Origin of the sequence: Pseudoalteromonas sp. DL-6 (genome assembly GCF_004328665.1) — a bacterium.
In the GTDB taxonomy this organism is placed as follows: domain Bacteria; phylum Pseudomonadota; class Gammaproteobacteria; order Enterobacterales; family Alteromonadaceae; genus Pseudoalteromonas.
Genome location: NZ_CP019771.1, coordinates 39,024 through 51,422 on the forward strand (window position 1 = coordinate 39,024; position 12,399 = coordinate 51,422).

General features: G+C 39.9%; 12 protein-coding genes. 5 read left to right on the forward strand and 7 right to left on the reverse strand.

The window, feature by feature from the left end; all coding sequences use genetic code 11:
• Nucleotides 1-12 precede the first annotated feature (12 nt).
• Genes B1F84_RS15300 through B1F84_RS15310 form a run of 3 tightly spaced genes read left to right on the forward strand, consistent with a single transcriptional unit; the run spans nt 13 to nt 5,573 of the window.
• On the forward strand, nt 13-1,260 hold the full coding sequence (locus B1F84_RS15300; RefSeq protein WP_131691966.1) for an exonuclease SbcCD subunit D C-terminal domain-containing protein: 1,248 nt from the start codon (nt 13-15) through the stop codon (nt 1,258-1,260).
• Nucleotides 1,257-4,907 (forward strand): AAA family ATPase, encoded by a 3,651-nt coding sequence (locus tag B1F84_RS15305; RefSeq protein ID WP_131691967.1) that lies wholly within the window; start codon nt 1,257-1,259, stop codon nt 4,905-4,907. Before B1F84_RS15300 ends, B1F84_RS15305 begins: the two co-directional genes overlap by 4 nt.
• A gap of 9 nt (nt 4,908-4,916) precedes the next feature.
• Nucleotides 4,917-5,573 (forward strand): class I SAM-dependent methyltransferase, encoded by a 657-nt coding sequence (locus tag B1F84_RS15310; protein WP_131691968.1) that lies wholly within the window; start codon nt 4,917-4,919, stop codon nt 5,571-5,573.
• A gap of 100 nt (nt 5,574-5,673) precedes the next feature.
• Here the strand turns inward: B1F84_RS15310 and B1F84_RS15315 are convergent, their stop codons facing one another.
• Together B1F84_RS15315 and B1F84_RS15320 are read right to left on the reverse strand one after the other, a co-directional pair.
• Entirely contained in the window at nt 5,674-5,883 is a 210-nt protein-coding gene (locus tag B1F84_RS15315) for a cold-shock protein (protein WP_008110773.1), read from the reverse strand.
• Nucleotides 5,884-6,161: 278 nt separating this feature from the next.
• Nucleotides 6,162-6,614 (reverse strand): Lrp/AsnC family transcriptional regulator, encoded by a 453-nt coding sequence (locus B1F84_RS15320; RefSeq protein WP_008110775.1) that lies wholly within the window; start codon nt 6,612-6,614, stop codon nt 6,162-6,164.
• Nucleotides 6,615-6,718: 104 nt separating this feature from the next.
• Here B1F84_RS15320 and B1F84_RS15325 point away from each other — a divergent pair, with 104 nt between their 5' ends.
• Nucleotides 6,719-7,360 carry a LysE family translocator gene (locus B1F84_RS15325; protein ID WP_131691969.1) on the forward strand — a complete coding sequence of 214 codons (642 nt, stop codon included), beginning with the start codon at nt 6,719-6,721 and terminating at the stop codon, nt 7,358-7,360.
• A gap of 18 nt (nt 7,361-7,378) precedes the next feature.
• Here the strand turns inward: B1F84_RS15325 and B1F84_RS15330 are convergent, their stop codons facing one another.
• Both B1F84_RS15330 and B1F84_RS15335 read right to left on the reverse strand, forming a co-directional pair.
• Nucleotides 7,379-7,909: a hypothetical protein gene (locus B1F84_RS15330; protein ID WP_131691970.1), complete on the reverse strand. Its 531-nt coding sequence runs from the start codon at nt 7,907-7,909 to the stop codon at nt 7,379-7,381.
• 1 nt (nt 7,910) lies between these two features.
• The gene (locus B1F84_RS15335; RefSeq protein ID WP_008110780.1) at nt 7,911-8,366 is read right to left on the reverse strand and encodes a YaiI/YqxD family protein; all 456 of its coding nucleotides are present in this window, start codon (nt 8,364-8,366) and stop codon (nt 7,911-7,913) included.
• 68 nt (nt 8,367-8,434) lie between these two features.
• Between B1F84_RS15335 and B1F84_RS15340 the strand changes: the two genes are divergently transcribed.
• A complete protein-coding gene (locus B1F84_RS15340) occupies nt 8,435-8,968 on the forward strand; it encodes a lipocalin family protein (RefSeq protein ID WP_076920032.1) in 534 nt (177 codons plus the stop codon).
• 206 nt (nt 8,969-9,174) lie between these two features.
• Here the strand turns inward: B1F84_RS15340 and B1F84_RS15345 are convergent, their stop codons facing one another.
• Genes B1F84_RS15345 through B1F84_RS15355 form a run of 3 tightly spaced genes read right to left on the reverse strand, consistent with a single transcriptional unit; the run spans nt 9,175 to nt 11,443 of the window.
• Entirely contained in the window at nt 9,175-9,516 is a 342-nt protein-coding gene (locus B1F84_RS15345; protein WP_076920033.1) for a DUF3325 family protein, read from the reverse strand.
• Nucleotides 9,513-11,102 carry a PepSY-associated TM helix domain-containing protein gene (locus B1F84_RS15350; RefSeq protein WP_131691971.1) on the reverse strand — a complete coding sequence of 530 codons (1,590 nt, stop codon included), beginning with the start codon at nt 11,100-11,102 and terminating at the stop codon, nt 9,513-9,515. The genes B1F84_RS15345 and B1F84_RS15350 overlap by 4 nt, the downstream gene beginning before the upstream one ends.
• On the reverse strand, nt 11,099-11,443 hold the full coding sequence (locus tag B1F84_RS15355; protein WP_008110784.1) for a hypothetical protein: 345 nt from the start codon (nt 11,441-11,443) through the stop codon (nt 11,099-11,101). The genes B1F84_RS15350 and B1F84_RS15355 overlap by 4 nt, the downstream gene beginning before the upstream one ends.
• Nucleotides 11,444-12,399: the final 956 nt, after the last annotated feature.

Here is a 12,399-nt window from a genome sequence, read left to right on the forward strand (position 1 = left end):
TAAGAGCGCAAAATGAAAGTTCTTCACACTTCAGACTGGCACTTAGGTCAGCAATTTTATGAACATGATCGCCGTCATGAACACCATGCTTTTTTCTCTTGGTTATTAACCACCCTCGTTAGCCAACAAATCGACTTATTACTGGTCGCTGGCGATATTTATCACACTGCCACCCCCAGCGCTAGTGCAGAAAACCAACTCTATCAATTTATAAAGAATGCCAAAGCACAGTGCCCACAATTACACGTGGTCATAATTGCCGGCAATCATGACTCCGCTAATCGTATTTTGGCCGCACAGCCCTTATTAGCTCAGTTTGATACCCATGTTGTAGGCCGCTTTGATCCCGCCAACCCCAATGACGTGGTAATAACAATTAATAACAACGACAAACACGCTGTGGTACTCGCTATGCCGTTTTTACGCACCAGCGACGTAAGTGCACTGAGCCAGAGTGAAGAGGGCCCTAGTTACCCACAAGGCGTTGCTAAAGCTTATCAACTGGCACTTGAACATGCGTTAACGCTTAACGCTGAAAATACGCCTTTAATTGTTATGGGTCACTTGCATGCCAAGGGTGGAAATATTTCTGGTGACTCTGAGCGTAACTTAGTTATTGGCGGTGAAGAAGCCATTTCAGCGTCAGTATTTGGTAAGCATGCCAATTACGTAGCGCTAGGGCATTTACACAAAGCGCAGTTAGTGGCTAAAAATGAGCACATTCGCTACAGCGGTACACCTATTCCAATGTCGTTTTCAGAAAGGAAATATACCCATCAAGTCAATGTGGTTGAGTTTAACGTACAAAAAGACCAACCGCTAAGCACCACTGTAAACCCCCTTTACATTCCTAGGCTCGCTGAAGTAATTGTATTACCCGAGGGGGAGTGCGTCCCTTTAGCCAAGCTATGCGAGCAAATAAAAGCACTCGATACACAACAATACGAAATAGCGCCATACTTACGAGTAAAGCTAAAATCCAGTGATATCGATACCACTTTTCGTGAACAAATTGAACAAGCACTAAAAGACAAGCAGGTTAACTTTTGTGGTATAGAGCGAGTACGCGATCAGCAAGTGAATAATTCCTCAGAAACGGTATTTGAGGATTTAAGCTTTGTAGAAATGCTCAACCCAATTAATTTGCTAGAACAAGCCTTTAATAACGACAAAGATATGGCCGGAGAAACCGTACCCAGTGAATTAAAAGCGCTATTAACCGACGTTATTGATGAACTTGAACAGGAGCAGCTACTATGAAAATAACCGCCGTACGTATTCATAACTTAGCCTCCATTGCTGATGCCGAAATCGACTTTTTAGCATCACCACTCAAAGACGCAGGTTTATTTGCTATTACAGGTGACACTGGCGCAGGAAAAAGCACCGTACTTGATGCCATTTGTTTAGCGCTTTATACGAAAACTGCCCGTTTAAAAGGCGATAAAGGCAACCTAATTGATTTTAACGGCGATAACATAAAGCTTAACGATGCCCGTAATTTATTGCGCCGTGGAAAATGGGAAGGCTATGCGGAAGTAGACTTTAGCGGCCAAGATCAACAACTTTATAGAGCACGCTACAGCATTCAACGAACGCATAAAAAAGTAACCGGCAAACTAAAAGTAGCCGAGCATACTTTGCATAGCTTACCTGATGAAACCTTAATCGCCGACAAAAGCACCACCATAAAAGCCATTGAAAATAAAATAGGCCTCACTTTTGAGCAGTTCTCCCGTGCAGTGCTACTAGCACAACACGAGTTTGCCGCATTTTTAAAAGCCACTGGCGATGAACGCGCACAACTTTTAGAGTGCCTTACCGGCACCGATAAATTTAGTCGAATAGGCCAGCGTATATTTGAGCGTAATAAAGCAGTAAAAGATAAATTTGAATTACTAACAGCCAGCTTAGCCAGTTACACGTTATTGTCTGATGAAGAACTCAGTGAGAAAAAACACACTCTTGATGAACTTAAAAAACAAACTGAACACACAAAAATAACGTTGGCCAACACAGAGCAAGGTGTTAACTGGTACAAGCAAGCACACAGTTTAGAGCAAGCATTAACAGCGGCCCAACAAAACGAGCAACAAGCAAGTGATGCACTTGATGCGGTTAAAGTGCAAACTGAGCAAGCCAAACAAGCACAAAGTGCGCTTGAAATTAAAGATAATCGCCAGCGTTTTAAAAGCTTAACGGTGCAAAACAGTCAGTTAAATTCACAAATTAAAGAATTAAACGCGCTAGATCATGCCGCGCTTATTAACGAGCAAGCAAGTAAGGTTAAAAAACAACAAAGCGAATTAGCAACAGCAAAACAACAACAACAAACGGCTGAGCCACTGATTACAAAGGCACGTGAACTCGACAGTCAATTAGCTATTTTTACGCAAAGCATTACAAGCCTGACACAACAAAAAACCAAAGAGCAGCAGCAATTAAGCGAGTTACAACAGCAGTTACAACAAAATAATCTCAGTGTGGAGCAGGCAACAACACAAAGCGCCCACCATAAGAAATGGTTACAAGAGAACAATCAACTTAAGCCATTGGCCACTGATTGGAACTATTTTAATCACAGCTTTAAGCAGTTTTTTAATACTACAACGCAATTAAAAACACTCGAGCAACAAAAGCAAGCAACTACTTTGCAGCTAAGCACACTCGCTACCAAGCTTAATGAGCAAAATAAACAGCTTGAACATGCAGAGCAAGTGCTAAGCACTGAAAAACAAAACCTAAATAAACTCACCCAACAGCAAGAGCAATTTAGTATTGAGCAGTGCGATAATCAGCTTAAAAACATCGATTATTTAAAAGAGCAGCGAGCGCGTTATAAGCAATTTAATCAAGAGCTAAAGCACACTGCACAGCAACAAAGCAATGTGGCAGAAAAGCTAACTCAGAGTGAGCAAACTAACAATACATTGCTCGCGCAATTAAGCAGTAAAGAGCAAGCGCTGAAACACGCCGAACAATCGCTTAATCAAGCACGCTTGCGCGCGAGTGAACATGTTGAACACTTACGCGCACAACTCCTGCCTAATGAGGCATGTGCGGTTTGTGGAGCCACTGAGCATCCTTTTGCAAACAATCAAAGCCAACCTTTTAATAACTTAATAACCGACTTTGAAAATACTTATACTGGCGCTAAACAACAGCACTTAGATGCACAAACCCAGCTACATCAACATCAAACACAGCATGCGGTTTTAGTCGCAGAGCATAAGCAGCATAGCCAAGCGATTGCTGATGCCCAAGCCAAAATGTTAGACATTAAAAATACCATGCAAGCGGCTAAAACAGATCTTAATGACTTGAGCGTTGAGCAACTTGATGACACCCATAAACAATTAAGCGTGCAAAAAACGCAGTACTTTGCTGCGCAAAAACAAAAAGATCAGTTACAAGAAGCGGTTAACCAACTGCAAAACACGGTTAAAAAAGAACAGACTGCGCAGCAACAATTAAATACCCAGCATGTTGAACTGAATAATCAGCTCATCATGCTTAATAATAAGCACCAGGAATTGCACAGCCAACGCGAAGCACTTATAAGTGAGCTGAATTCTCACTTTGAAAACAGTCAATTTTGGCAAGCATTACAAACCGGCGCGTTAACGCTAAGCGAGTTAGGTGAGCAAGTAGAGCAGTATCAACATCAGCAACTACAACTTGAACACACTCAAAAGCAATTAGACAGCGCCAATTTACAGCTGCAGCAGCTAACCCCGCTTATGACCAAAGCTGAGCAGCAAGTTAGCAAGCTCAACGACGATTTAACTCAGGCACAGCAGCAACACAACAATACTCAGCAACAGCGCTTAGCGTTATTCGATAACCAAACGATTAGCGCTGATGACTACCAGGCTCAGCTGAATAGACAAGTAGAGCAGTGCCAGAGTGAATTAAATCAGAGTCAACAGGCACACGACAGCGCCATAAAACAGCGCGATGAGCACGCTATTACGCTTAAAAACCTTGAGCAGCACTTCGCCGATAACAGCCAAGAGCTAACCACACTTGAAACACGCTATGGTGCTTGGTTTGAAGAATTTAGCGCGCTGTATACTGATATAAGCCATCAGCAAATCGAGGTGCTACTGGCCATAAGTAATGACGATATTAAAGAGCAGCTAAAGCATAGCGAGCAGTTATCTCAAGCATTAGTTGATGCTCGTGCCGCGCTAAAACAACAGCAAAACGCCAATGAGCAGCATCAGCAAAATAATAAGCCAGCACACAGCGAAGCACAGTTAATTGAGCAACAAACTCAATTAACTGTGCAGCAAACACAATTACACAATAACTTACTTACGATTAATACTGCCATCGAGCAGCACAACCAGAATGCAAAAGCTCTTGAGGGCAAGCAGGCTGAGCTAAGCAAGCTTAAACAACAAGTAGAACAATGGCATTTACTTAATAAAGTGCTCGGTGACGCAACCGGCAAAACAATGCGTAATTTAGCGCAAACACAAACACTAAAAATATTGCTACATTATGCTAATAGCCATTTAAAAACGCTGAATAAGCGTTACGAACTAACAGCAATAGCTGATTCACTTGATATAGCGATTATTGACCGCGATATGGCCGATGAACAGCGTTCTGTGAATACACTTTCTGGCGGAGAGTCGTTTTTAGTATCGTTGGCACTTGCATTAGGACTGGCCTCTTTATCTTCAAACAAAGTGCAAATTAACTCGTTATTTGTTGACGAAGGCTTTGGTACACTAGATAGTGAAACACTTAGTATTGCAATGGATGCGCTAGATTCACTGCAAGCGCAAGGTAGAAAGGTCGGTGTGATTTCACATGTAAGTGAAATGAGCGAACGCGTTGCAACGCAAATTCATGTCGCTAAAAAACCGGGTGGATACTCCACCATAAACGTAATTTAAGGAAATAGTATGCCCACTTTTACAGGCGAAGAAGCACACGAGTATGATAACCGTATTACCCGTTTAGTCCCAGGTTACGAGCTATTACATCAACTAACCAATGCACAGCTAAGCGCAACGTTAACTGATAACGCCCATATTTTAGTGGTAGGCGCGGGCACAGGTAAAGAAATCGCAGCATTGGCGAATATTAATTCTACTTGGCAGTTTACCGCTCAAGATACCTCGGCCGACATGTTAGCTATTGCTAAGCAACGCTTTGTAGAGCAAGGTATTGATGCACGAGTCAGCATTGAGTGCCAACCGGTAGATAAATTAAAAGTTAAAGCCGACGCGGTATTATGTTTATTGGTGATGCATTTTGTTGAAGATAACGGCGATAAAAAGCAGTTATTAAAGGGGATTAAAAACAATCTTAAAAAATCCGCACCGGTATTTATTGCTGACTTAATGCGCCCAGAAACCCCATTTGAAAGAGAAGCGCAACTTAATACGTGCCAAGAGCTTGGACTTAGCGATGCAGGCAAAACGCAAATGGCACATAACTTAGAGCGTGAGTTTTACCCGCTTGATCGCATGCGCTTTAGTGAGTTACTCAACGAGTGTGGCTTTGGCATTCCAAAACTGTACTTTAAAGCACTTGGGTTTAGTGGGTACGTGGTATAAATTTTTTGAAAAAAAAAAGCTAATATCGCATTGATATTAGCTTTATCGCTTAACGTTAGTTTAGCGTGGTGAGTGCGCTTTAAAACCCACTCCCTTTAAATTAGATGCAAACGATGTTTTCAGCTTGCGGGCCTTTTTGACCTTGAGTTACGCTGAACTGTACTTTTTGGCCTTCAGCTAAAGTTTTGAAACCGTCGCCTGAGATTGCGCTGAAATGTGCGAAAACGTCTGGGCCAGACTCTTGCTCAATAAAACCAAAACCTTTAGCTTCGTTGAAAAATTTTACAGTACCAGTAGTTGTATTAGACATAATAATATCCTAAAAAAATAAATAAAAAATTGCCCTAAAATAGGCGTTTAACAGGAAGAAAACAAACATTTAACTTGAGGATATCGCGAAGGATTATTACTAATAACAACGTGGTACTTACAAATAAACTGGGCTTTCTATCAACCCGATGGCGAGCAGAATAACAGTAATACACTTTATAACAAGCTTTATTTACACTTTATTTTTATAAATAACTGCAAAGCCACTCGCCACAGGCTTTGCAGCGTCATCGTCGCGATTTTTAATTCGGTAATCATTTAAAAATGCAAATTACGCGCTCTTACAATATCTTTCATCACAATGGTTGAGGTTAAACGTTGTACACCTGGTAAGGCTGATAGCTTGTCATCATAAAGTTGCTGAAACGCAGCTAAATCTTTAGTAACGACGTGTAATAAGTAATCTGGGGTACCAAATAAACGTTGCGCATTGGTGATCTGAGGAATAGCATCCACCGCTTGCTCTAATTTGCTTAACGACGCTTTATCACCCTCTTTGATAGTAATAAATACGAGTGCAGAAAAGTTTAAACCCACTTTCTCCGGTGAAATCTCGGTGCGGTAACCGACAATTGCTTTGCTTTTTTCAAGCTCTTTGACACGACGATGACAGGGCGAGACACTCAGCCCAACACGATCAGCCAATTCAGAGAGGGTGAGCCTGCCATCAACTTGTAGCTGCGCAAGAATTTTCCTATCTATGGTATCCATAGCTAATTATTTCCTAAAATGAATGCTTATATCGGTAAAATACAGTAACTTTTACTCATCAGAAAGAAATAAAATAGCTACTCACTTATTTTGGGTTATAGCGCATGGATATTAATATTATTTTTTCTTTTTGGCTGGTGTCAATTTTGTTTGTACTCACCCCTGGAGCTGATTGGGCTTATACAATTAGCGCAGGAATAGCGGGCGACAAAATTGTTCCTGCAGTATCGGGGTTAATACTTGGGCATTTAGTGGCCAGTTTAATAGTGGTGGTAGGGTTAGGTGCGCTATTAGCGTCGCATGCCATCTTTATAAAGCTGTTAACCTTGTTTGGCGCTTTATACATCATTTGGATTGCCGTATCACTGTACCGATTTCCTCCTATGCCTGCAGCTTATGTCAGTGGCCAACAACACACCTCAGATACGCATCTAAAGTGGATGAGAAAGGGCTTTATTATTAGTGGCTTAAACCCTAAAGTGATGCTGTTATTTTTAGCCTTATTACCGCAGTTTGTATTGCCAACTTTATCGTTTTCTATCACTGAACAATTGCTGGTACTGAGTGTAATTCATTTAGTGGGCTGTGCGTTAGTGTATTGGTTAATAGGAATAAGCGCCAAAAAAATCCTCAGTAACAACCCCGCATTGTCGCTCAAATTTGGACGAGCCTCGGCATGTGTGCTGTTTATTTTAGGCTCGCTAATGCTAGTTGATAGCGCACAAAAACTAGCTCACATTGTGTAAAGCAAAAGAGAGCGTGGCTTATCTTAACTGAGCCACTAACTCACTCAAACGGGCAATTTTAATATTACTTAACTGCCTATAATCAAAATAGGGGCACACAATAATATTCTGGCTTTTATCTATAGCAAACTCATCATCAAGCCAATCAAGTTGGGCGTTTAACTTACCTTGTTGTATCAAGTTTTTAGCGTGAGTTCTTCCCGCAATAATGTGCAACTGGTTTTTATGCTCAGTGAGCACCGGCGCACTAAAGAGTAATGCAGTCCCGCTATGCTGCTTTAACAACAGCTCATCTCGATATGCTTGCCAGCTCACTGCTTGTTTGGCAAATGAGTAATACTCGCTTGGCAGCGCAAATAACACTTTGGCGTACACATTAAAGACTTTTCGCCAGCCATTGCCACAGTGCTGATTTATACTGTTTATTTGCCCACTAACTACAGGCTCTAACTGCTCTAGTATTTCAAAGTAGGGCATAGGGGGCGCTTTTGCGACATACACAGCAACTCTAAATGAGTCATCACCTAACCCTATTAACTGGCTGCTCACCTTAACTACTCTTATTTTGCGCTAAAATACGGTCAAGATTATTAGCAAAGTTTTGTCTGTCACTTTGGCTTAACGGAGGCGGCCCGCCACTCATTTCTACGCCGCTTGAGCGCATAGTATCCATAAAGTCGCGTACATTTAGTAAGGAGCGAATGTTTTCAGTGGTGTAAAGCTCACCTCGCGGATTAAGCGCTTGGCCGCCGTTATCAATCACTTCACTTGCCAGCGGAATATCCCCAGTGATCACCAAATCGCCTTTTTCAATGCGTTTTACTATTTCATCATCAGCCACATCAAAGCCCGATGACACTTGCAGTCGGCTAATAAATTTTGATGGTGGAATGCGCATGGCATGATTTGCAACCAGTATTGTTTCTGTTTGCGTACGCTCTGCAGCTCTAAATAAAATTTCTTTTATTACCACCGGACAAGCGTCAGCATCAACCCAAATTTTCATGCTAAGTTCTTTAAATTGCTTTAGTATTAAAGCGATCCTATAGCAATTTCTAAAGAAAAGGAAACAACATGAAACTCGCTTTTAAAGCTGCATTATTTATTACCATCGTGTTTTTACTCAGTGCCTGTACCAGCGCCCCTGAAGGAATAACCCCAGTTAAAAACTTTGATTTAGAAAAATATCAAGGCAAGTGGTATGAAATAGCTCGATTAGACCATTCATTTGAACAAGGGATGGAACAAGTAACAGCCACCTACTCAATTAACGATGATGGAACGGTGAAGGTATTAAACAAAGGGTTTATTAGTAAAGATCAGCAGTGGGACGAAGCCGAAGGCTTAGCTAAATTTGTAGAAAACACCGATACAGGGCATTTTAAAGTGTCATTTTTTGGGCCGTTTTATGGTGCCTATATTATTTTTGAGCTCGACCAACCTGATTATCAATATGCCTTTATTACCAGTTATAGCAAAGATTACTTATGGCTTTTATCGCGCACCCCAACAGTAAGTGAAGAGCTTAAGCAGCACTTTTTAAGCCAAGTAAAAGCGCTTGGTTTTGCAACTGATGAGATTATTTGGGTAAATCAAAAACCGCTGTAAAGGGGGTTTACACGCCCCTAGGTTGTAATAAAACGTTCACCTTATTGTAAGGTAAACTAAATAAAGTAGGACTATATTAGCCTCACTTGCAAAGAGACAGGCAGGTGAAGACATAATGACAATCCCCCTTTATTATTGGCAAGCCTTATGGCTTGCCATTTTTTTAGCTCAATTTTAGCTATTGTTTGAGATCAGGTTTTTACTAACTAAAGCCCATTTAAACCAAAAAATAACGTACTCATGGCCAATATTACTAATATGAGTAAATTAAAAAGCTTAGTTAACCTCACCAAAAAACTATAAAAAGTCATTACAATTAAAGCACTTAACGTCATATAGCCACAAAACTGCAAACCACCATAACCTTGTAATTCGTTAACACATAACAGCAAACTTAGTAAAATACTGATCCAAGCAACACCCAATAAAACCAAACGCTGCTGTTGAGTAGGGCGCTTATTAAAAACATCCTTAAAATGATTATATTTAGCTAGCGCAAAGCAGTTAAAAGCAATTAAACATAAACTAAATGGCAGCAAGGTAATCATATTTTTTGCTCCTGAGTACTTATATGTAGACGCTTTTTAGTTTGCAGCCCAGTACGTAATTTTTCGGTTTGTAACAAAAACAGTAAACCGAACAGTAAAAACAAACTATCAAACATGAATAAAGCCCACTGATCGTTACGTAAATACTGAATTATATTACCTTCAGTGGTGAGCGCATTAACCACTGGCACACTAAAACAGGCAATACTGTTTATAGCCGCCATAACACACCATTGCAGCTTGTCACGCTTTACAAAGGCAATGATGAACACACATAGCCAAGTTAAAAAGAAAGCGAGTATTTCTTTATCCGCGCGCTCAGCAACCTGTTTACTGAGTAAACGATTAGCCAAAAAGAAAGCCGATGTAGCCAAGGGCAGTCCCATCAATGTTCCTAGATTTAACCCTTCAACTAGCTTTAGCCCCCAAGATGGCTGAGTATTTTTTTTCATTCTTTCGCGTAAGCGCTTAGCCCACATTATGCAGCCTGTCGCTATCATAATGCAGCCAGCAATGCCGCCTAAAAAATATAAACCGCGCAGTAATGGCTCTGCAAAACGCCCAGTGTGCATTGAATTTAAAGACTCATACAGCGCTTTACTGCCGGTGAGTTCATCATCAGTTTGTGCGATGAGTTCACCCGTTACGCCATTGAATATAAGGCGCGGAGTTTGATCACGCAGCGCCTTACCAGGGCTTACCAATACCATAATCGTGGCAGCCGCTTTGTTAGGGTTACTGATCATTACACGGTTTATATCGGCGTTTGGCCACTTAGTATAAACCTGATCCAAAATAGTCTTCACAGGCACAAGTTCAGCTTCGCCCTTTGCTTTATTATTAATGGGGTTACTAGGAGAAAAGTCTTTAAAAAAGCCAGTCATACCTTCTTCATAAACAGTATTAACAGGGTGGGGAAACAGCATAAATATCAGAGTAATAATCCCGGTGTAGGTAATCATTAAATGAAACGGTAAGGCAAATACCGAACTTAAATTATGCACATCTAACCAGCTACGGCTGCCTTTATTAGCTCTAAAAACAAACATATCTTTAAAAATACGTTTGTGAATCACTATCCCTGATATCAGCGCAATAAGCATAAACAAGCTAGCAAAACAGACTATCCAACGTGCTGTTTTTACATCAATATAATGTAAGTCAAAATGCAAACGATAAAAGAAATTACCCCCTCGAGTATCTACAAAAGGCGGTAAAGGTTGCATGGTATTTGGGTCTAAACGACTATTATTAAACGATGCCCTGCGCTGTCCAGGCTCTTTTGGCTTTGCAAAACCATACGTTAAATAAGGTATACGCTCTTCAGGAAGGGTTATCCGCCAATTAGGCGCATTAGGGGCTTGAGCATTTAAATACTCAACGCCAGTTATTATTTGTTGCTTTTGCGCGCCAATACGGTCTGTCTGTTGCTCAATATTATGAATACTTGGCTGATTCCATAAGCTCACTTCATCTCTAAAAAAGCTAATAGTGCCTGCAAAAAATATTAAATACAGTAACCAACACACGAGTAAACCTACCCATGTATGTAACCAGGTCATTGAGCGAAAAAAACTCCCTTTCATAACCATCCCTTCATTAACGACAATGTAAAAAATTGCACTGCAATACTTAGTAAAATACTGATCCAAACTGTTTTTAACGACTGAAGATAAAAACTATAAATAAACACCAGTGCATAAATTAAAATACTCGCGGAGACACTTAAAAGAACCGCGTCAACTTTAGAGACCGGCACCACAACACTTAACAGCGACACACTGACGGCAGTAAAAAAATACCCGCCCACAATGGCGATAAAAAAACGCGATAAAACCGCTAATTCATAGTTAAAGCGCTGTATAAAAAAGCTTAACTTAGATAAAACAGGTGGTGGAGAGTCTAAAAGACGGTTGTAGGCCTGCATAAACTGCAAATTCCTTTTAAACATAGCTAAAAAAGATGGCCGTATTATATCGCCAACAAATACAAAAGATAGTAATTCTTATTTGTATTTGGGTAAAATAGATATTTAATTAAGTTAGTTAAATACTGATCTATATAAAGATTAAAAATCAGCTATAAAAACAACACATTTAAGGGAATGCTTTTACTAGATGCGTCGTTGTTATCTACTAAATACATATAACCGCACTAAACACACGTCAGCTATAAAATGAGCAGCCTGCTAATAATTAAAGGGCTTTTAAACTTTAAGTATTCTACAAATAACGCGGGATCAGTATTTTACTAACAAAACATAAAATTCCGCTGAAATAAACCGACTTTTTACTAACTTACTACCTGAGAGAGCGAACAAAGTACCAAAACGTTGAAAAAACAGACAGGAAAAATTAAATTTTATACTTTTTAACCGCTATGTTAGTAAAAATCTGATCTTTAATATCTGTGGTTTAATTAGTACTGACTTTAACTGTGCAAATAACAATAAAGATAAAATGAGAAAATTATGCTTAATAAATAAACATTTCGCATAGATGTTGCAGGTGTGTATTTTAGCGTTTAAGCATAGAGCTCATAGCAAAAAAACTATAGCACTGCCATACAAGGCTTAAATAATGGTTCTGAAAAATAAAAAACAGCTAATAAACATTATTATAGGCTCAAAATCAATTAAGCCACTCTAGCCAAGCCTTAAAATATGCCTAAAGTAAAACTAACATTGGTGTTATTTTTCTTGTTGCAATTTTCTGATCAAAATTAATAGTTTTATACTGCCCACCCCCTAAAAAACAGCAGACATGTTAACAAATCATTTCATTTTAATAACAATTGTGTTTAAATCCGAAACAATGGATTGAGATAACTCTCTAAACTAACTTGCACGGAAGTAAAAAATAATAATTTTTAAAAATGGAAAAA